Annotated in this window: 20 protein-coding genes; 10 read left to right on the top strand and 10 right to left on the bottom strand. The window is 61.0% G+C overall.

The features are described from left to right. Window positions 1–3: 3 nt before the first annotated feature. From AACY44_RS08625 to AACY44_RS08615, 3 genes are all read left to right on the top strand, one after another. Window positions 4–315, top strand: coding sequence for an NGG1p interacting factor NIF3 (locus AACY44_RS08625; RefSeq protein ID WP_339417325.1), 312 nt, complete (start codon window positions 4–6; stop codon window positions 313–315). A gap of 242 nt (window positions 316–557) precedes the next feature. Then, window positions 558–836, top strand: a complete 279-nt coding sequence (locus tag AACY44_RS08620) for a type II toxin-antitoxin system RelE/ParE family toxin (protein WP_015885715.1) — start codon at window positions 558–560, stop codon at window positions 834–836. A 14-nt stretch (window positions 837–850) separates the two neighbouring features. Further along, the gene (locus AACY44_RS08615) at window positions 851–1,138 is read left to right on the top strand and encodes a HigA family addiction module antitoxin (protein ID WP_010207958.1); all 288 of its coding nucleotides are present in this window, start codon (window positions 851–853) and stop codon (window positions 1,136–1,138) included. A 225-nt stretch (window positions 1,139–1,363) separates the two neighbouring features. Here AACY44_RS08615 and nagE read toward each other — a convergent pair whose 3' ends face one another. The 7 genes from nagE to AACY44_RS08580 all read right to left on the bottom strand — a co-directional run bounded on the left by nagE (window position 1,364) and on the right by AACY44_RS08580 (window position 9,847). Next, window positions 1,364–3,061: an N-acetylglucosamine-specific PTS transporter subunit IIBC gene (gene nagE, locus AACY44_RS08610; protein ID WP_339417324.1), complete on the bottom strand. Its 1,698-nt coding sequence runs from the start codon at window positions 3,059–3,061 to the stop codon at window positions 1,364–1,366. Window positions 3,062–3,086: 25 nt separating this feature from the next. Continuing rightward, entirely contained in the window at window positions 3,087–5,597 is a 2,511-nt protein-coding gene (ptsP, locus tag AACY44_RS08605) for a phosphoenolpyruvate--protein phosphotransferase (protein ID WP_339530044.1), read from the bottom strand. 36 nt (window positions 5,598–5,633) lie between these two features. Further along, window positions 5,634–6,656 carry an SIS domain-containing protein gene (locus AACY44_RS08600; RefSeq protein WP_339530042.1) on the bottom strand — a complete coding sequence of 341 codons (1,023 nt, stop codon included), beginning with the start codon at window positions 6,654–6,656 and terminating at the stop codon, window positions 5,634–5,636. Further along, window positions 6,637–7,743: an N-acetylglucosamine-6-phosphate deacetylase gene (gene nagA, locus AACY44_RS08595; protein ID WP_339417321.1), complete on the bottom strand. Its 1,107-nt coding sequence runs from the start codon at window positions 7,741–7,743 to the stop codon at window positions 6,637–6,639. The genes AACY44_RS08600 and nagA overlap by 20 nt, the downstream gene beginning before the upstream one ends. A 10-nt stretch (window positions 7,744–7,753) precedes the next feature. Continuing rightward, complete coding sequence (locus AACY44_RS08590) at window positions 7,754–8,512, bottom strand: GntR family transcriptional regulator (RefSeq protein WP_339417320.1); 759 nt, start codon at window positions 8,510–8,512, stop codon at window positions 7,754–7,756. A gap of 262 nt (window positions 8,513–8,774) precedes the next feature. After that, window positions 8,775–9,278, bottom strand: coding sequence for a L,D-transpeptidase family protein (locus tag AACY44_RS08585; protein ID WP_339417319.1), 504 nt, complete (start codon window positions 9,276–9,278; stop codon window positions 8,775–8,777). 20 nt (window positions 9,279–9,298) lie between these two features. Continuing rightward, window positions 9,299–9,847 (bottom strand): NUDIX hydrolase, encoded by a 549-nt coding sequence (locus AACY44_RS08580; protein WP_339530040.1) that lies wholly within the window; start codon window positions 9,845–9,847, stop codon window positions 9,299–9,301. A 149-nt stretch (window positions 9,848–9,996) separates the two neighbouring features. On the opposite strand from AACY44_RS08580, the gene AACY44_RS08575 reads away from it, so the two are divergent. The 5 genes from AACY44_RS08575 (at window position 9,997) to purT (ending at window position 13,191) form a co-directional block, all read left to right on the top strand. Then, complete coding sequence (locus tag AACY44_RS08575) at window positions 9,997–10,599, top strand: CoA pyrophosphatase (RefSeq protein WP_339417317.1); 603 nt, start codon at window positions 9,997–9,999, stop codon at window positions 10,597–10,599. Window positions 10,600–10,635: 36 nt separating this feature from the next. Next, a complete protein-coding gene (locus AACY44_RS08570; protein WP_339417316.1) occupies window positions 10,636–11,160 on the top strand; it encodes a gamma carbonic anhydrase family protein in 525 nt (174 codons plus the stop codon). Beyond that, entirely contained in the window at window positions 11,157–11,372 is a 216-nt protein-coding gene (locus AACY44_RS08565; RefSeq protein ID WP_339417315.1) for a DUF1289 domain-containing protein, read from the top strand. The genes AACY44_RS08570 and AACY44_RS08565 overlap by 4 nt, the downstream gene beginning before the upstream one ends. A gap of 99 nt (window positions 11,373–11,471) precedes the next feature. Continuing rightward, a complete protein-coding gene (locus AACY44_RS08560; RefSeq protein ID WP_339427482.1) occupies window positions 11,472–11,939 on the top strand; it encodes a preQ0 transporter in 468 nt (155 codons plus the stop codon). A gap of 70 nt (window positions 11,940–12,009) precedes the next feature. Next, complete coding sequence (gene purT, locus AACY44_RS08555) at window positions 12,010–13,191, top strand: formate-dependent phosphoribosylglycinamide formyltransferase (protein ID WP_314567802.1); 1,182 nt, start codon at window positions 12,010–12,012, stop codon at window positions 13,189–13,191. 106 nt (window positions 13,192–13,297) lie between these two features. Here the strand turns inward: purT and AACY44_RS08550 are convergent, their stop codons facing one another. The 3 genes from AACY44_RS08550 to AACY44_RS08540 form a co-directional block, all read right to left on the bottom strand. Next, window positions 13,298–14,608 (bottom strand): MFS transporter, encoded by a 1,311-nt coding sequence (locus AACY44_RS08550; RefSeq protein WP_339417313.1) that lies wholly within the window; start codon window positions 14,606–14,608, stop codon window positions 13,298–13,300. 272 nt (window positions 14,609–14,880) lie between these two features. Further along, window positions 14,881–16,122, bottom strand: a complete 1,242-nt coding sequence (locus AACY44_RS08545) for a transporter associated domain-containing protein (protein ID WP_339417312.1) — start codon at window positions 16,120–16,122, stop codon at window positions 14,881–14,883. Between the two features lie 12 nt (window positions 16,123–16,134). Continuing rightward, window positions 16,135–16,947 carry a cytochrome C assembly family protein gene (locus AACY44_RS08540; RefSeq protein ID WP_370467834.1) on the bottom strand — a complete coding sequence of 271 codons (813 nt, stop codon included), beginning with the start codon at window positions 16,945–16,947 and terminating at the stop codon, window positions 16,135–16,137. Window positions 16,948–17,181: 234 nt separating this feature from the next. On the opposite strand from AACY44_RS08540, the gene ffh reads away from it, so the two are divergent. Both ffh and rpsP read left to right on the top strand, forming a co-directional pair. After that, complete coding sequence (ffh, locus tag AACY44_RS08535) at window positions 17,182–18,558, top strand: signal recognition particle protein (RefSeq protein WP_339417311.1); 1,377 nt, start codon at window positions 17,182–17,184, stop codon at window positions 18,556–18,558. 251 nt (window positions 18,559–18,809) lie between these two features. Continuing rightward, window positions 18,810–19,061, top strand: coding sequence for a 30S ribosomal protein S16 (rpsP, locus tag AACY44_RS08530; protein WP_003175899.1), 252 nt, complete (start codon window positions 18,810–18,812; stop codon window positions 19,059–19,061). Window positions 19,062–19,065 lie beyond the last annotated feature (4 nt).

Raw genomic sequence — 19,065 nt, 5'->3', positions numbered from 1 at the left:
ACGGTGTACAAGCTCGCCTTCTTCGTGCCCGACAGCCATGTGGAGACGGTGAAAGCCGCCGTCTTCGCCGCTGGCGGCGGGCGCATCGGCAGCTACGACAGCTGCGCCTGGCAAGTGCTGGGCCAGGGTCAATTTCGCGCAATGGACGGCAGCCAGCCGTTTATTGGGCAGGTGGGCCAGGTTGAAGTGGTTGAGGAATGGAAGGTTGAGCTCGTGGTGGCGGACGAATTGATTGCGGCGGTTGTGGCTGCGCTCAAGCTTAGCCACCCGTATGAGACACCGGCGTATGAGGTGTGGCAGTTGGCGGATTTTTAACTCGCACGCTGCAAAAACAAGAAACCCGCTGGGCCAGTTTGGTCAGCGGGTTTCTTGTTGTCTGTGGGGCCTCATCGCAGGCGCCTCAGATCTTTCCCACAAGCCTTTCAGGTTGTCCCTCGGAACTCCTCTCCCTAGCCTCCCTGCTTTGCATTTTCTCAGTGGTGGAATGTTATGAGTCTGACGACCAGAACTGATATGCGGCTATTGCCGGGCGTGATGTATAACGTCACAATCGCGCCATGATCGTTAGTTGGAAACATAAAGGCCTTCGCATCTTTTATGAAACGGGCTCAACGAAAGGGATCAATGCCAACCACGTGAATCGCTTGCGCCGTGTCTTGCTGATTTTAGATAGCGCGATTCATTGGAGTGATCTGGAACTGCCAGGTTGGCGCTTCCATCGCTTGAAGGGAGATCTTGTCGACTACTGGTCAGTGAGCATCAGTGGTAACTGGCGCATCATTTTTCGTATGTATGACGATCAAGTCGAGCTGGTCGACTATCTGGATTACCACTGAGAAGGGGTCTGTTTATGGGTATGCACAATCCTCCTCACCCAGGGGAAATACTGCTTGAGGATGTCATTCCCGGGCTTGGAATGACGATCACTGAAGTTGCTCGACGCCTGGGTTTCGCTAGGGAAACCTTTTCAAGAATTCTTCATGGGCATGCGCCTGTTAGCCCTGATCTAGCTGTGCGGCTTGAGCGCGCAGGCATCAGCAAGGCCCAGATGTGGCTCTCAATGCAGAGCAGTTATGACCTGTGGCAGGCAGAGCATAGAGAACAGCCTGTTATTGAGCGGTTTGCTCGGATTGAGTAACCGAGATTAAAGAGTCCGCCGATAATTTGTTAGTGCTGAACAGCGCACCTATAATCATGCCGCTTTCATACAGCGGTTATTGAGTCATGGTGGCTGTGTGCGGGAGACCCTCGGGTCTGCCGAAGTTCCTAACAACTGAGAGTGTTGGACCTACAGGAAGTACCGATCAGCAACTGACCCCACCCACTCTGTGGCGAGGGAGCAAGCTCCCTCGCCACAGAGTGGTCAGGCGTTGATTGGACGGGTAACCAACCGCTCCAATGCCTCGCCCAACCCTAAAGCCTTGTCACCAATCAACAGGTGCCAAACACCGCTTTCCAGCTGGCTGACGCCTTGGCAACCTAGCGCAGTGAGATCAGCTTCAGACAACCCCGAATCATCCCCCAACTCCACCCGCAACCGGGTCATCGCCACCGCTTCCAACTCCCGCACATTCCCGCGGCCACCCAACGCGCTCAGCCATTTCTCGGCCTCCTGCACATTCACCGTCACCGGCTTATCCACAGGCGCAGCCGACAACGGTGCACTGGCAACAAACGACGGCATCGCCAAGCGAATCTCATCAGCAATGCTATCCGCCATCGGCCCGACCACCACCTGCAAACTCCCGCCGTTCCCCGGCCGAACTACGGCCATGGCGCCCAGTGCTTTGAGCTCCGAGTCCACCGCCTTGGTGCGATCAACCATGTCCAAACGCAGGCGCGTCGTACAGGCGCCGACACTCAACAGATTGGCCGAACCGCCCAACGCACGGATGTAGGCACTGGCCCGCAGGTTATCCGTCATTACCTCAGCCTGCACCACCTGGACATCTTCCCGGCCCGGTGTCTTCAGGTTGAAGCGACGAATGCAGTAGTTGAACACGCTGTAGTAAATCACCGCATAAGCCAGCCCAACCGGGAACACCAACCAACCATTGGTGGACTTGCCCCAACCCAGCACCATGTCGATAAACCCACCGGAGAAGGTAAACCCCAGGTGGATATTCAGCATATTGGTGACAGCCATCGACAGGCCCGTCAGCACGGCGTGAATCAGGTACAGAAACGGCGCAAGAAACATGAACGCAAATTCAATCGGCTCGGTCACGCCGGTCAAGAACGAGGTCAGCGCCATCGACAGGAAAATCCCGCCCATCACTTTGCGGCGCTCAGGCAGCGCATTCCGATACATCGCCAAGCACGCAGCGGGCAGGCCGAACAGCATCACCGGGAACATGCCGGTCATGAACTGGCCGCCTTTCGGGTCGCCCGCGAAGTAGCGGGTGAGGTCGCCGGTCACTACCGCACCGGTCGCCGGATCGGTAAAGGTGCCAAACACAAACCACGCCATATTGTTGAGGATATGGTGCAGGCCAGTGACGATCAGCAGGCGGTTAAACACGCCAAACACGAAGGCGCCAATGCTGCCGCTTTCCATCAGCAGCACGCCAAAGCTGTTGATGCCTTGCTGGATGGGCGGCCAGATCAAACCAAAGATTACCCCCAGCCCGACCGCGCTGAACCCGGTAACAATCGGCACAAACCGTCGCCCACCAAAGAACGCCAGGTACTCCGGCAGCTTGATGTCCTTGAAGCGGTTATACAGCCCGCCCGCCATCAAGCCGCTGGCGATACCGGCGAGCATGCCCATGTTGATGGACGTGTCCATCACCTTGAGCGTGGAGACCATCACCAAGTAACCAATCGCCCCGGCCAAGCCCGCTGTGCCGTTGTTGTCGCGGGCGAAACCCACGGCGATGCCGATGGCGAAGATCAGTGCCAGGTTGGCGAAGATCGCCTGCCCGGCGTCGTGCATCACCGCGATGTTCAGCAGGTCGGTGTCGCCCAGGCGCAGCAGCAGGCCGGCAATCGGCAGGATCGCAATCGGCAACATGAGTGCACGGCCCAGGCGTTGCAGGCCTTCGATGAAATGTTGGTACATGGCGTGTCTCCTTTTGTTGTTGTTATCAGCTCAACGGCCAGTGGTGTTGACAGGCTTGGCGAACGGCCTTTGCGCAGCTCAGGTCGAGCAGGCCTTGGCTTAATTGCCGGCATTGCGCCGCGTCCAGGTGGCGGACGCGGTCCTTGATTTCGCCGATCTGCGGCGGGCTCACCGACAGTTCGCTGACACCCAGGCCGATCAGCACCGGCGTAGCCAGCGGGTCGGAGGCGAGGGCGCCACATACACCCACCCAGCGCCCGTGTTTCGCAGCCCCTGCACAGGTCTGGGCGATCAGCCGCAACAGCGCCGGGTGCAACGCGTCGACCCGCGCGGCGAGGCCGGCGTGGTCGCGGTCCATCGCCAGGGTGTACTGGGACAGGTCATTGGTGCCGATGGACAGGAAGTCTGCGTGCTTGGCCAACTGGTCGGCCATCAGTGCGGCGGCGGGCACTTCGATCATCACACCGAGTTCGGGGCGTTGGGTCAGTTCCAGCTCTACGCACAGTTGATCCAGGCGCTGGCGGATGTGCAGCAGCTCATCCACTTCGCTGACCATCGGCAGCAGGATGCGGCACCGCGCCAGCGGGCTTACTTGCAGCAGGGCACGCAATTGCTGGTCGAGCACGTCGGGGCGGACCTGAGCCAGGCGAATACCGCGCAGGCCCAGCACCGGGTTAGCTTCGACAGGTAGTGGCAAGTAGTCGAGCTGCTTGTCGCCACCCACATCGATGGTGCGGATGATCACGGACTTGTCGCCCATGGCATCCAGCACTGCCTGATAGGCGTGACGTTGTTCCTGCTCATCCGGCGCGGTGCGGCGGTCGACGAAGAGAAATTCGGTGCGCAGCAGGCCGACGCCATCAGCGCCGTTTTCAAAGGCCACCTGGGCTTCGGCACTGGAGGCGACATTGGCCGCGACTTCAATGGTCACGCCATCGCGGGTGCGCGCCGGCTCCTGGGCTTGGGCCTGTTGCTGTTGGCGACGCAGGTTCTGTGCGTTACGAATCTGGTGCACTTCGGCGTGACGCGCTTCGGTGGGCTCCAATTCCAGACGGCCATTGACGGCGTCGAGTACCACGCGTTGGCCTTGGGGCACGTCGAGCACGTCGGCGCCCAGCGCCACCACACACGGCAAGCCTTTGCCACGGGCCAGGATTGCTACATGGGACGTGGCGCCGCCTTCGGCCATGCAGATGCCGGCAGCCTCCTGGGCACTCAATTGCAGCAGATCAGACGGCGTCAATTCGTGGGCGCTGACGATCGCACCTGCAGGCAATTCGAAGTGCCAGGCTTCCCCCAGCAGTGCGCGCAATACGCGTTGTTGCAAATCCCGTAGATCATTTGAACGTTCGGCGAACAGGGGTTTGCCCAAGGCCAGCAACACCGCGCATTGCGCCTGGATCGCATTGCGCCAGGCGTGGGTAGCGGCGCTGCCGTTTTCGATGGCGCCGGTGGCCGCTTCCAGCAGTGTCGGGTCTTCCAGCAAGGCGAGATGCGCCGCGAAGATGTCCTCTTCCTCGACGTTCTTACGCTGGCGGGCGTGCTCCAGTGTCGCGCGGATTTCACTGCGCACTTGCTCCAGCGCAGCGTCCAGGCGTTGCAGTTGTTCGTCGGCAGAATGGTTGCCGGTGTCGGCTGGCAGTTCGATACCGGTCAGGCGGAACAGCGGCCCGCAGACCAATCCCGGCGCAGCGCACACACCTTGCAACACGCCAACTTCGGTATTTGCCCGGCGTGGCGCGACGATGGCAGGGGCGTGGTGTTCTTCTTTGATAGCAGCGGACAAGGCCGCGACCAACGCCTGCAACGCGGCCTCTGCATCCTTGCCGCGACAGCTCACACGGACTTCGTCACCCTCGCCAATGCCCAAACCCATCAAGCCAATCAGGCTGTCGCACGACGCCGACTTATCGCCGAACTGCAGCTGTGCCTGGCTGCTGAAACCCTGGGCGGCCTTGCGCACTAATGCCGCCGGGCGCGCATGCAAACCGCCCCGATGGGTGATGCGCACGTTAGCGCTGGCTTCAGCTTCCGAGTTATCCACAGGCGCTTGAGCCGACGCCGCCGAACGCGCCACGATCTGCACCAGCGGCTCGCCGACCTTGACCGTTTTCTCCACTACCGCGCGCAACTCGAAGCGCTCGCCATTGGTCAGGATGATCAGGCTGACCAGGCTCTTGCACTGGCGCGCAATGCGGTCCAGGTCAAACTGCACCAACGCCTGACCCTTGCTGACCCGCGCGCCGTCCTTCACCAACAAGGCAAAGCCTTCGCCCTTCAGTTCGACCGTGTCGATGCCCACATGCATCAACACTTCGGCGCCGTTATCGGCGCGAATGGTCAGCGCATGCCCGGTGCGGGCGACATGGATGATCACCCCGTCACACGGTGCGTGCAGGCAATCGTTCAGCGGGTCGATGGCAATGCCGTCGCCCATCGCGCCGCTGGCGAACACTTCGTCGGGAACGTTGCCCAGGGCCAGCACCGGCCCGGTGAGGGGAGCGCTGAGGGTCAGATCATTATTGTTCTTGGACATCGGCACGGTACTCATCAGGAAAACACGGCAATCGACTCAGTGAGTGCGAGTGACTTTGCTCAGGTGGCGTGGCTGGTCGGGATTCATGCCCCGGGCTTCGGCTAAACCCGCAGCCATGACGTAAAAGCTCTGGATCGCCAGGATCGGGTCCAGACTTGGGTGTTCGGCGCGGCTCAGGGGCAGGTCGCGCTCGGCGATATCGTCCGGCGCGGCCAGCAAAACGCGTGCACCGCGCTGGCGCATATCGGCGGCCAGGCTCAACAGGCCGGCTTGCTCGGCACCGCGTGGGGCAAAAACCAGCAATGGGTAGTTGTCGCCAATCAGGGCCATCGGGCCGTGACGCACCTCGGCGCTGCTGAAGGCTTCGGCCTGGATCGCCGAGGTTTCCTTGAGCTTGAGCGCGGCTTCCTGGGCGATGGCAAAACCGGCGCCTCGGCCGATGACCATCAGTTGCTGGCAGTCGCGCAGGGCATCGATGGCGATGCTCCAGTCCTGTTGGGCGGCGGCGCGCAGGTCATCGGGCAGGGCGCGACAGGCTTGCAGCAGCTCGGCGTCGCCGTTCCAGTGGCCGATCAATTGCGCAATGGCGCTGAGGGTGGCGATAAAACTCTTGGTCGCGGCCACGCTCTGTTCCGGGCCTGCACACAGCGGTATATGAAACTCGCAGGCGGCTTCCAGCGGCGAGTCTTCGGCGTTGACCAGCGAAATGCTCAAGGCGCCGCGCTTGCGCAGCAGGCGCAGGCTGTTGACCAGGTCCGGGCTCTGGCCCGACTGGGAGAAACCAAACACCACCTGGCCACTGACTTTCATCGGCGCCTGCAGCAAGGTCACCACCGACATGGGCAATGACGCCACCGGAATGCCCACATGCTGCATGGCCAAGTAGGCGAAGTAGCTGGCGGCATGGTCCGAGCTGCCACGCGCGATGGTCATCGCCACGTGTGGCGGCTGACGGCGCAGGCGGCCGGCGATTTCCTCCAGCGCCGGGTCCAGGCCTTGCAGTTGGGCGGCGACGGCGTCGCAGGAGGCCAGGGCCTCTTCAAGCATTTTTGAAGTCAATGGTTTCTCCTTCGACCATTACGTCGGTGAGTATCAGGGAGCGGTCCAGGCGTACGCAGTCGGCAAAGCTGCCGGTTTGCAGGCGACCGCGTTCTTCCAGGCCCAGGTAGTCCGCAGGAAATTGCGACAGGCGTTGTGAGGCTTCGCTGATGGGCAGGCCGATTTTCACCAGGTTGCGCAGCGCCTGGTCCATGGTCAGCGTGCTGCCGGCCAGGGTGCCGTCGGCCAGGCGCACGCCACCCAGGCATTTGGTCACGGTGTGGCTGCCCAGCTTGTACTCGCCATCGGGCATGCCGGCGGCGGCGGTGGAATCGGTGACGCAATACAGGCACGGGATCGAACGCAGCGCCACGCGCATGGCGCCGGGGTGCACGTGGAGCAGGTCCGGGATCAGTTCTGCATATTTCGCGTGAGCCAGGGCCGCGCCGACGATGCCGGGCTCGCGGTGATGCAGCGGGCTCATGGCGTTGTACAAATGGGTGAAGCTGGTGGCACCGGCGGCAAGGGCTGCAACACCTTCTTCATAGCTGCCGAGTGTGTGGCCGATCTGCATGCGCACACCGCGTTCGCTGAGGGCGCGGATCAGAGCGTCGTGCCCGGCGATTTCCGGGGCGATGGTGATCACGCGGATCGGCGCCAGGCGCAGGTAGGCTTCCACTTCGGCCATCAACGCAGTGTGGGCGAAATTGGGTTGGGCGCCGAGTTTTCCCGGATTGATGTAGGGCCCTTCCAAATGCACACCGAGTACGCGGGCGCTGCCTGTCGGGCGCTGCTCGCAGAAGCTGCCGAGTTGGCCGAGCACGCTGGAAATCTCGTCGACCGGTGCAGTCATGGTGGTAGCCAGCAGCGAGGTCGTACCAAAACGCACGTGTGTGCGGGTAATCGTCTCGAAGGCCTCCAAGCCTTCCATGATGTCTTTGCCGCCACCGCCGTGCACGTGCAGGTCGATAAAGCCTGGCAGCAGGTAAGGCAAATCGTTTTCCGCCGGGTCGCAGGGAACACCGTCAATGGCGGTTACCTTGCCGTGTTCGTGCACCAGCCGGCCGCGAATCCAGCCGGCGGGCGTGAGGATATTGTCTTCGGACATGGGCAGTTCTCTAGAGTCGCAGTTCAGCGGAGTAATCATGGCGGCGCAGCTCTGCGACGAAGTCGTAGTAGTCGTTGCGGCAGTAGGTGTCGGTAATTTCGATGGGCGTGTTGTCGGCGGTGTAGCCCACCCGGGTCATCAGCAGCATGGCGGTGCCGGGGGCGATGCCCACCAGCTTGGCGAACTCATCCGAGGCGTTGATTGCCTGGATGTGCTGCAGGGCACGCACCACAGGTTTGCCGATGCCTTCCAGGTATTCGTACAGCGAATTGCCAATGGCTTGCGGATGCGGCAGCACCGAGGCGGGCAGGGTGGTCATTTCAATTGCCATCACCGTGTCGTCGGCCTTACGCAAACGCTTGAGGCGCGCCACTTTGTCGGCGGGCGACAACCCCAGGCGAATCAGTTCTTCGTGGGTCGGCTGGGTAATTTCGCGCTCCAGCCATTGGGAAGTGGGCACAAAGCCCTTGAGCCGCAACATCTCGCTGAACCCCGACAAGCGTGACAGCGGCTGTTCCAAGCGTGGCGAAATAAAGGTGCCGGAGCCTTGATTGCGGCGGATCAGCCCTTGGGCAAACAACACTTCCAGCGCTTTGCGAGCGGTCACTCGCGAGATGCTCAGTTGCTCGCTGAGCACGCGTTCCGACGGCAGTGCCTGTTCGGACGTCCACTGGCCGGCATGGATCGCCGCTTCCAGTTTGCGCGCCAATTGCAGGTACAGCGGCGTGGATTGTTTATCGTCAGGGCGCAGGGCCAGGATGGGATTCATCTGTCAGGTTTCCGATGCGTTATTGGAGTGTTGTCGCCCGGTAATGGCCGAAAATTAATACCACTTAAATACCATGTCAATGCAGCCAAAACGGTGCAAGCAATGGTTTAAGGGCCCTGCAATGGGGCTTGGTATCAAGTGGTATTAGAGAGGTCTGTATCGCGCGCAGAACTGTGCAGCCCGGCCTGGTGAACTGGTATTCACCGGCAGGCGCTGCCTGGCGCAGGAATTTTTTTTGAATTATTTTACGAACGGTACGAGATTACGGACGAATCTCGATCAGGGTGCCGTCTTTGACCAGGTTCCACACTTCACGCATATCCACGTTGCGCATGCCGATGCAGCCGTCGGTCCAGTCCAGGGTGTGAAACCACTGTTCCGGGTAATCCTCGGTGTCGGGGGTGCCGTGGATCATGATCATGCTGCCCGGCTTCACGCCTTCGCGGCGAGCGCGGGCGGCGTCGCTGATATTCGGGTAGGAGATGTGCATGGCCAGGTTGAAGCGGTCGCTGGTCTTGCGCCAGTCGAGCCAGTAGAGGCCCTCTGGTGTGCGGCGGTCGCCCTCGATCAGCTTGTGGCCCTTGGGGTTCTTGCCCAAGGAAATGCGGTAGGTCTTGATGGGCTTGCCGTCGTTGATCAGTTGCAACTGATGGGCGGACTTGAGCACCAGGACTTTTTCGACGGTTTTGCCGCCCAGGGTTTCTACGGTGGCGGCCGACGACAGGTTCGCGAACGACAGGCAGATAAGAGCAAGCAACCAACGCATTGAAACGGGTATCCCTAGTGTCATGGGGCGGGCTTGCCCAGCGGCGGTACAGCCTCGCTGCGCACCGGGAAGGATTGCTGTCGGCGGTCAGCGAAAAAGTATTCCAGGGTCCGCCCGACCGTGCGGAAAGCCAGCTCGGACCAAGGGATGTCGGCTTCGTCGAACAACTGCACTTCCAGGCTTTCGGGGCCTGCGGCAAAGTCCAGGTCGAGCAGGTCGGCGCGGTAGAAGATATGCACCTGGTTGATATGCGGCACGTCAATCAGCGTGTAAATGGCCATGTTGTGCACGCGTGCGCAGGCTTCTTCCAGGGTTTCGCGGGCGGCGGCCTGTTCGACGGTCTCGCCGTTTTCCATGAAACCGGCGGGCAGGGTCCAGTAACCCAGGCGCGGCTCGATGGCGCGGCGGCACAGCAGCACTTTTTCGCCCCACACCGGCACCGTGCCGGCAACGATGTTGGGGTTCTGATAGTGAATGGTTTGGCAGTGATCACACACAAAGCGCAGGCGGCCGTCGCCTTCGGGGATGCGCTGGGAAACCGGTTTACCGCACTGGCTGCAGAAATTCATGCTGGGGTTCCTGGAAAGTGCGTCTATCTTGGCGTGACGGGCAGGGCGCTGCAACAAGTTGTCGTTTAGCGACACCACGCGGGTTTTGGGCTTGGGCACCCGCGAGCTTTGGTGCATGATGCAAGGTAGCCAACAGACCGAGATGACTCATGCTGGACGAGCTACTTCGCCGGGTAAGCAATCACACCCCCCACATGCTGGAAACTGACGGGCGTTTCCCCGAGGCCGCGGTGCTGGTGCCGATTACCCGCAGTGACGAACCTGAGCTGATCCTGACCCTGCGCGCCAGTGGCCTGTCGACCCATGGTGGCGAAGTGGCCTTTCCCGGCGGGCGCCGCGACCCCGAAGACCCGGACCTGATCTTCACCGCGCTGCGCGAGGCCGAAGAAGAAATCGGCCTGCCGCCTGGTCTGGTCGAAGTGATCGGCCCGCTGAGCCCTTTGATCTCCCTGCACGGCATTCGGGTCACGCCTTATGTAGGCGTCGTCCCCGATTACGTCGAATACCTGGCCAATGATGCCGAGATTGCCGCTGTTTTCAGCGTGCCTTTGGACTTTTTCCGACAGGACCCGCGCGAACATACCCACCGAATCGATTACCAGGGCCGCAGTTGGTACGTGCCCAGCTATCGGTTTGGCGAATACAAGATCTGGGGGCTGACGGCGATTATGATCGTCGAGCTGATCAATTTGCTCTATGACGACGCCGACATCAGCCTGCACCAGCCACCCAAGAGCTTCATCAATATCTAAGCCATCGTTTGAATGGCAACGCCGTGAGGGAAAATCATGAAATATCGCCTGGGCGACGCCCGCGTCGAGACTCATCCACAGAGCTGGGTGGCACCGAATGCCACGCTGGTGGGCAAGGTCAAGCTGGAGGAGGGCGCCAACGTCTGGTTCAACGCGGTGTTGCGCGGCGACAACGAACTGATCCTGATCGGCAAGAACAGCAATGTGCAGGATGGCAGCGTAATGCACACCGACATGGGCTACCCGCTGACCCTGGGCACCGGCGTGACCATTGGTCATAACGCCATGCTGCACGGTTGCACGGTGGATGATTACAGCCTGATCGGCATTAACGCGGTGATCCTCAACGGCGCGAAGATCGGCAAGCACTGCATCATCGGCGCCAACTCGCTGATCGGCGAGGGCAAGGAAATTCCTGATGGTTCGCTGGTGATGGGGTCGCCAGGCAAGGTGGTGCGGGCGTTGACCGACGCACAAAAACGCATGCTTGAAGCCAGCGCTGCGCACTATGTGCATAACTCGCAGCGTTATGCGCGTGACTTGGTTGAGCAGGAAGAATGAACCCGAGTGAACGGCCCGTCGCGTCGCCGTGCGTGAGCATTTGCGCGCTGGATGATGATGATATTTGCACCGGCTGTCAGCGCACCGTGGATGAGATTACGCGTTGGAGTCGCATGGACAATGCCGAGCGCCGGGTGGTGTTGGGGTTGTGCCATGAGCGGGCGGTGGCGAGTGGGTTGGTGTTTATGGTTTCCGGCAAATCCGGCGGCTGATTTGCAGTGAGTGGGGCAAGCCCGCTCACTGCAGTCGCCCGCTCGCCACAATGGTTACTGTGAAGTACCCTGTGCGGCATCACCCACAGGCCCACCCCCATGCTCTTCCTGATCGCCTATATCAGCAGCGTCGTGCTGATCAACTTCGCCTTTTCCAACGCCCCGCACCTGGATGTCATCTGGTCCGCCTGGGGTGGCTTGGTGTTTATCCTGCGCGACATGGTGCAGACCCGCTTCGGTCACGGCGCAATCCTCGCCATGCTGGCGGCGCTGGTGCTGTCGTATATCACCTCCGACCCTTCTATCGCACTGGCCAGTGCCACAGCGTTTGCGGTCTCCGAGTGCATCGACTGGCTGGTGTTCAGCATCACCAAGCGCCCGCTCCACGACCGCCTGTGGATCAGTTCGGCGCTGAGCATTCCCCTCGATACCTTTATCTTTTTCGGCCTGATCGGCGCGCTCACTCCCGCGGTAGTGGGCACCGCACTGGTGTCGAAATTTGCCGGCGTCACGGTGGTGTGGCTGATCATGGCGTGGCGGATCCGCAAGCGTGCCGTCGCCAACTGAGGCCAATTTTTACAGTTCATGTAAAATGCCGGCCTTTCTCCCCATGATCCGCTCCCCCTGAGGACCTGAGATGACCCGAATCGGAACTCCATTGTCGCCAACCGCGACCCGCGTTTTGCTGTGTGGCTGCGGTGAGCTGGGCAAGGAAGTGGTAATCGAACTGCAGCGCCTGGGCGTTGAAGTGATTGCCGTGGATCGCTACGCCAACGCGCCGGCCATGCAGGTGGCGCACCGTAGCCACGTCATCAACATGCTCGACGGTGCCGCCCTGCGTGCCGTGATCGAAGCCGAGAAGCCGCACTTCATCGTGCCGGAAATCGAAGCCATCGCCACTGCCACCTTGGTCGAGCTGGAAGCCGAAGGCTTCACCGTGATCCCGACCGCGCGCGCTACCTCGCTGACCATGAACCGCGAAGGCATCCGTCGCCTGGCCGCCGAAGAGCTGGACCTGCCGACCTCGCCGTACCACTTCGCCGATACCTTCGAAGACTACAGCAAGGCCGTGCAAGACCTGGGCTTCCCGTGTGTGGTCAAGCCGGTGATGAGTTCGTCGGGCAAGGGCCAGAGCCTGTTGCGCAGCGCTGACGACGTGCAGAAAGCCTGGGATTACGCCCAAGAAGGCGGGCGCGCCGGTAAAGGCCGGGTGATCATCGAAGGCTTTATCGACTTTGACTACGAAATCACCTTGCTGACGGTGCGTCACGTCGGTGGCACCACGTTCTGCGCACCGGTTGGCCATCGTCAGGAGAAGGGCGACTACCAGGAATCCTGGCAGCCACAGGCCATGAGCCCGATTGCGCTGGCCGAATCCGAGCGCGTTGCAAAGGCCGTGACCGAGTCCCTGGGTGGCCGTGGCCTGTTTGGCGTGGAGTTGTTCATCAAGGGTGATCAGGTGTGGTTCAGCGAAGTATCGCCGCGTCCGCATGACACGGGCTTGGTAACCCTGATTTCCCAGGACTTGTCGCAGTTCGCGCTGCACGCTCGCGCAATCCTGGGGTTGCCGATTCCGTTGATCCGTCAGTTCGGGCCTTCGGCTTCGGCGGTGATCCTGGTGGAAGGGCAGTCGACCCAGACGGCGTTCGCCAACCTTGGCGCTGCGTTGAGCGAACCGGACACGGCGTTGCGCCTGTTTGGCAAACCGGAAGTGAAGGGTCAGCGTCGGATGGGTGTGGCATTGGCGCGGGATGAGTCGATTGAAGCGGCTCGGGCGAAGGCTACCCGTGCTTCCAAAGCCGTTGTAGTCGAGCTGTAATCGAGGCGCGCCTTTCGCGAGCAAGCCCGCTCCTGCATTCGACCGCGTTCCTATTGGATAAATGCGGTCAAACTGTGGGAGCGGGCTTGCTCGCGAAGGCGGTCTATCAGGCGACCTTGTTCAAGTCATTATCCCGCGTCTCTTTCAGGCACAGCACAGCAATCAAACTGAGCAGCGCTGCCGCCGACACATACCCACCGACATAACTCAGCCCACCCATCGCCACCAGCTTGGTCGCGAAGAAAGGTGCCGCTGAAGCCCCCACGATCCCACCCAGGTTATACGCCGCCGACGCGCCGGTATAACGCACGCGCGTTGGGAACAACTCCGGCAGCATGGCGCCCATCGGCGCGAAGGTCACGCCCATCAGGAACAGCTCCAAGGCCAGGAACAGCGCCACCGCCCAGGTCGAGCCGTGGGTCAGCAGCGGCTCCATGGTGAAGCCCGACAGGATCGCCAGGATCGCACCGACGATCAGCACCGGCCTGCGCCCGTAACGATCACTCGCCAGGGCTGCCAGCGGCGTGGCCAGGCCCATGAACAGCACTGCGAAGCACAGCAAGCCAAGGAAGGTCTCGCGGCTGTAGCCCAGGGTCGAAACGCCGTAGCTTAGGGAAAACGCCGTGGTGATATAGAACAGCGCATAGCACACCACCATGGACATGGCGCCCAGCAGTACGGGCAGCCAATGCTGGCTGAACAGTTCCACCAGCGGCACTTTTATTGGTGCTTCTTTGGCCACGGCGTTGGCGAATACCGGGGTTTCATGCAGCTTCAGCCGTGCGTACAGGCCAACCATCACTAACGCGGCGCTGAGGATGAACGGAATGCGCCAGCCCCAGCTGCGGAACTGCTCGTCGTTCAAGCTCATGGCCAGGATCAGGAACAAGCCGTTGGCCGCCAGGAACCCGATGGATGGACCAAGCTGCGGAAACATGCCGAACCATGCGCGCTTGCCCTTGGGCGCATTCTCGGTCGCCAGCAGTGCCGCGCCGCCCCATTCCCCGCCCAGGCCAAGGCCCTGGCCGAAACGCAGTACGCACAACAGGATCGGTGCCCAGGCTCCGATGCTGTCATAGCCGGGCAATAAGCCGATCAGCGTTGTGCACACGCCCATCAGCAACAGCGATGCGACCAGTGTCGATTTACGCCCGATACGGTCGCCGAAGTGGCCGAACAGCGCCGAGCCCAGCGGGCGGGCGATAAAGGCGATGCCAAAAGTCAGGAACGACGCCAGCATCTGCGCGGTGCCGGAGGTCTGTGGGAAGAACACCGGGCCGATCACCAGCGCAGCAGCCGTGGCGTAGATATAGAAGTCGTAGAACTCGATGGCGGTGCCGACAATGCTCGCGGTGGCAACCCGTGCAGTCGAGTTGGTCGGGGCGGCGGGCGCGGCCTCGTTGTAGGTTGTGCTCATGGCAGTATCCCTGATGGTCGTTGCGCGTTTGGACGCGGATTATTATTGGTCAAACACCCATGGATCAGGGTTGTGCGCGGGGCGGCTCGGGATGGGAGCGAACACCGGTCAGACAGGATGAAGCGGTGCCTGGACGCGTTGGGTGCGGGTAGCACACGGTCTGGCGGGGCTTTGGTAAGCCGCAGGGATTATAGGAAGGGGTTTGCGCATACAACAAGGGTGTTGGCGAGGATCTAAGGTTTGGAGCCAGCTCCCACAGGGAACGAGTTGATTCAGGCAGCCACCGGCATCCTACTGGTATGCCAGATCAGCACCTTGCTCACGCGGTTGTCCTCGGTCTCGAGGATTTCCAGGCGATAGCGCCCGATTTTCAGGCACACCGCGCAGTCTGGGATGGTTTCCAGTGCTTCGGTCACCAGGCCATTCAGCGTCTTGGGGCCGTCGCTGGGCAGGTGCCAGTTCAGGCTTTTGTTCAGTTCGCGGATCGAGGCGGCGCCATCGATGATATAGCGGCCATCCGGTTGCGCTTCGATATGCGGGTTGTCCGCACTCTGCTCGCTTTCGAATTCGCCGACGATTTCTTCGAGGATATCTTCCAGGGTGACAATGCCCAGCACTTCGCCGTACTCGTCCACCACCATGCCCAGGCGTCGCTGCTGCTTGTGAAAGTTCAGCAGTTGCAGTTGCAGCGGCGTACTTTCGGGAACGAAATAGGGTTCGTGGCAGGCGGCGAGCAACGCTTCCTTGGTCAGGCTGGCGTCGGGCAGCAGGTGCTGGATCTGCCGCGTGTTGAGCACCGCCTGGACCTGGTTGATATCACTGTGAAACACCGGCAGGCGTGTGCGCTCGGAGGTGCGCAGTTGCTCGATGATTTCTTCGACCGAGTCATCCAGGTTGATGCCGTCCACTTCGCTGCGCGGTACCAGGATGTCGTTGACCGTGATGTTGTCCAGGGCGTGGATGCCGGGCATGCCGGGGCGGTGGTCTTCGTCGGCTTCCGGTTCCGTTTCGTCGTGGTCGTGGTCGGGCAGCGGTTCATCGCTCTTTTTCACCACGCCGGATTGACGTGCGAATGGACGCAACAGCAACAGGCTGATGCCATTGAGCAGCCAGGCAAGGGGGTAAAGGATTTTCAGCGGTACGCCCAGCAGCGTGTTTCCAAAGCCCAGCACCGCTTGCGGATAACGAACGGCGAGGGCACGGGGCAGGTAGTCGGCGAGTATCAGCAGGATCGCGCAGGAGATCAGCCAGCCGAGCCAGGGGCCGTTCTGCGCCCAGGCATAGATCGCCAGCAGCGTGCAGAGGATCACCACGGCGGCGCGACACAGGCTGTTGCACAGGATCAGGCTGTTACGCGGGAAGCTCAGGCGGGCGGCAGCCTTGTCACCCTGGCGTGTACCAGGGCGCAAGGCCAGCAAGTGTTGTTGCGCAGCTTCGATGGCGGTAAACAGCGCGGCCCATAACACCAGCAAGGCGATTACTGCGAGCATCGGCTCCAGCGGCAAGTTGTCCATGATCGCGGCCCGTCAGATGTGCAGGATGTATTCGCGAACCAGCTTGCTGCCGAAATAGGCCAGCATCAGCAGGCAGAAACCAGCCAGGGTCCAGCGGATCGCCTTGTGTCCGCGCCAACCGAGGCGGTTGCGGCCCCACAGCAACACGCTGAACACCACCCACGCCAGGCACGCCAGCAGGGTCTTGTGCACCAAGTGCTGGGCGAACAGGTTTTCGACGAACAGCCAGCCGGAAATCAGCGACAGCGACAACAGCGTCCAGCCGGCCCAGAGGAAGCCGAACAGCAGGCTTTCCATGGTTTGCAGCGGCGGGAAGTTCTTGATCAGCCCCGAGGGGTGCTTGTGCTTGAGCTGGTGGTCCTGCAGCAGCAGGAGCAGGGATTGGAAGACGGCAATGGTGAACATACCGTAGGCCAGGATGGAAAGCAGGATGTGCGCGAGGATGCCCGGCTCTTCATCAATCACCTGCACCGTGCCAGTGGGCGCGAATTGCGCCAGCAACACGGTCAGCATGCCCAGTGGGAATAGCAGCACCAGCAGGTTTTCGACGGGAATCCGATAACAGGCCAGCAAGGTCAGTGCGATGACGGCCGCCGCAATCAGGCTGGCGGCGCTGAAAAAATCCAGGCCCAGGCCGACTGGGGTCATCAGGTGGCTAAAAAGACTGGCAGCGTGAGCCAGCAGGGCTAGGACGCCAAGGCCGACCAGCAGGCGTTTATCAGCCTTGGTGCCTTGGGCCAGACGAGTGCCCTGATAAAGAGTCGCAGCGGCATACAAAATGGCGGCGGCGAGGCTGGGTAGCAAACTGGGTGGCAAAGGGAGCATAAATCCTGATAGGCAAGCCCGAAAGGCGCTGAGTTTGGCATACCCCTGCGTAACACGAAAGACTCTCAGGCCAGACAGCGGGTGTGCATGGCGGCAGTCTTCGCTATAATCCGCGACCTGCCCACGCCGCAGGCTCGCCGAGCGCTGTTTCAAATAGCGATTTACCGCAGCCTGGGCCGCCATTACCTCGGTCTACCGATGCACTTCGTTGAATAGGGCCTGAAAGGATCGCGCATGTTTGAAAACCTGACTGACCGTCTCTCGCAGACGCTGCGCCATGTCACCGGCAAGGCCAAGCTGACCGAGGACAATATTAAAGACACCCTGCGTGAAGTGCGCATGGCGTTGCTGGAAGCCGACGTGGCTTTGCCGGTGGTGAAGGACTTCGTCAACTCGGTCAAAGAGCGCGCGGTAGGTACCGAAGTGTCCCGCAGCCTCACGCCGGGTCAGGCCTTTGTGAAGGTCGTCCAGGCCGAGCTCGAAAGCCTGATGGGCGCGGCCAACGAAGACTTGAACCTCAGCGCCGTGCCGCCGGCCGTCGTATTGATGGCCGGTCTGCAGGGTGCGGGTAAAACCACCACCGCCGGCAAGCTGGCGCGCTTCCTTAAAGAGCGCAAGAAAAAGTCCGTCATGGTGGTGTCGGCCGACGTGTACCGTCCGGCGGCCATCAAGCAGCTGGAAATGCTTGCCAGCGAAGTAGGCGTGACCTTCTTTCCGTCTGACCTGAGCCAGAAGCCGGTCGACATCGCCAACGCAGCTATTAAAGAAGCCAAGCTGAAATTCATCGACGTGGTCATCGTCGATACCGCCGGTCGCCTGCACATCGATGAAGAGATGATGGGCGAGATCAAAGCGTTGCACGCTGCGATCAACCCGGTCGAGACGCTGTTCGTGGTCGATGCCATGACCGGCCAGGATGCGGCCAACACCGCCAAGGCTTTTGGTGACGCACTGCCGTTGACCGGCGTGATCCTGACCAAGGTCGACGGTGACGCGCGTGGCGGTGCCGCGTTGTCGGTACGTGCCATCACCGGCAAGCCGATCAAGTTCATCGGTATGGGCGAGAAGAGCGAAGCGCTCGAGCCGTTCCACCCCGAGCGTATTGCCTCGCGAATCCTCGGCATGGGCGACGTGCTCAGCCTGATCGAGCAGGCCGAAGCCACGCTCGACAAGGACAAGGCCGATAAACTGGCCAAGAAGCTGAAGAAGGGCAAGGGCTTCGACCTCGAAGACTTCCGCGACCAGCTGCAACAGATGAAGAACATGGGCGGCCTTGGCGGCCTGATGGACAAGCTGCCGAACATCGGCGGTGTCAACCTGGCGCAAATGGGCAATGCCCAGGGTGCGGCAGAGAAGCAGTTCAAGCAGATGGAAGCCATCATCAACTCCATGACCCCGGCCGAGCGCCGCGACCCTGAGCTGATCAGCGGTTCGCGCAAGCGTCGGATCGCCATGGGTTCCGGTACCCAGGTGCAGGACATCGGTCGCTTGATCAAGCAACATAAGCAGATGCAGAAGATGATGAAGAAATTCTCCGCCAAGGGCGGTATGGCCAAGATGATGCGCGGCATGGGCGGTATGTTGCCCGGCGGCGGTATGCCGAAAATGTAAAGTATTCGAGCGCAAGCCCGGCTTGCGCTCCGACCCACAGGGATGTGGGATCTCCAGCAAACCCGCCGTTGGCGGGGGCTGACCTGCCGTTTTAACCGACGGCTCTATAGCAGATCTGAATGGCACGCTGATAGGCGCCAGAAAAAGACATTTGCAAAAGTCCGGATATTCCTTAGAATATGCGGCCTTTCGGGCACCTATGCCCGCTGTGCATTTAGATTTGCAGCACCGACTACAGGAACGATGTTCACATGCTAACAATCCGTCTTGCCCTTGGCGGCTCCAAAAAGCGCCCGTTTTACCACTTGACCGTAACCGACAGCCGCAACCCGCGCGACGGTTCGCACAAGGAACAGGTTGGTTTCTTCAACCCTGTTGCTCGTGGCCAAGAAGTTCGTCTGTCCGTGAACCAAGAGCGCGTAGCCTACTGGCTGAGCGTTGGTGCACAGCCATCCGAGCGCGTTGCAAAGTTGTTGAAGGACTCGGCTAAGGCCGCAGCCTGAGCAA

Source organism: Pseudomonas sp. RA_15y_Pfl1_P11 (genome assembly GCF_963970975.1).
Taxonomy (GTDB): Bacteria; Pseudomonadota; Gammaproteobacteria; order Pseudomonadales; family Pseudomonadaceae; genus Aquipseudomonas; species Aquipseudomonas tritici.
The sequence above is the reverse complement of the archived record's forward strand: the minus strand, read 5'-3'. Positions and strand labels throughout refer to the sequence as shown.